This window comes from Vibrio agarilyticus (genome assembly GCF_012641465.1).
Lineage (GTDB): Bacteria > Pseudomonadota > Gammaproteobacteria > Enterobacterales > Vibrionaceae > Vibrio > Vibrio agarilyticus.
Map to the genome: position 1 here is coordinate 1 of NZ_JABAIK010000057.1, position 714 is coordinate 714.

A 714-nucleotide genomic window follows, 5' to 3' on the forward strand; every position below is an offset into this window, starting at 1 on the left:
AAAGTAACTGGAAGTGATAAAGAAACAGATTAATCATGAACATGTATGCTCCTAAGTAAAAAATACATTGAATGTCGCGGTAGGGATACCCGTTACCGGATACCCCCCGCACAGATCCCGGCGTGCGCGATTTACGCACCGGGCTCCTGCCTCGGGTGTCTGGCGGTGAACCGCTCCACAGGCCATGGATGAAGAACCCGAACCCTTGGTAGCCATGCGGCTGCCAGTTTGTTTGCTTTCGTCCAGGTCGTATCATCCTTCTGGCTCCTGCGCCTGAGCGCCCGGCGCCAGAGGTTTGTTACGTGTGTCCTGAACTTCTGCATGGTGGGGAAGTTGCCCGGTACCGAGTGATAGTTCAGGTATCCCTGAACCACTCTCCTGAGCCATTTTCCCTGTTCGGGGATTGAGTAATGCCAGCGCCTTCGCAGACCGTCTTTGATGGCTTTCAGAGTTGCCGTCATCCGATCCCGGCGGGTCTTTCGTATCAGCATGAACCTGCCGTTGCGATCTTTCCCGCTGATGTGCGTGAACCCGAGGAAGTTGAACGTTTCTGGTTTGCCTTTTCCCCTGATGGCACGGTTTTCGGCAGCGAAGCGGCCGAACTCCATCAGACGGGTTTTCTCCGGGTGAACCGTGAGTCCGAACTCCCTCAGTCTGCGCTGCATGGCTATACGGAAGCGCCGGGCATCGTATCGTTTGTCGAACCCGATGACG

Annotated in this window: 1 protein-coding gene; it reads left to right on the top strand. The window is 55.5% G+C overall.

Annotated elements, in window-relative coordinates:
- Window positions 1-410 precede the first annotated feature (410 nt).
- The coding region (locus HGP28_RS19505; RefSeq protein WP_343033972.1) for a hypothetical protein at window positions 411-714 on the top strand (304 nt) is incomplete at its 3' end.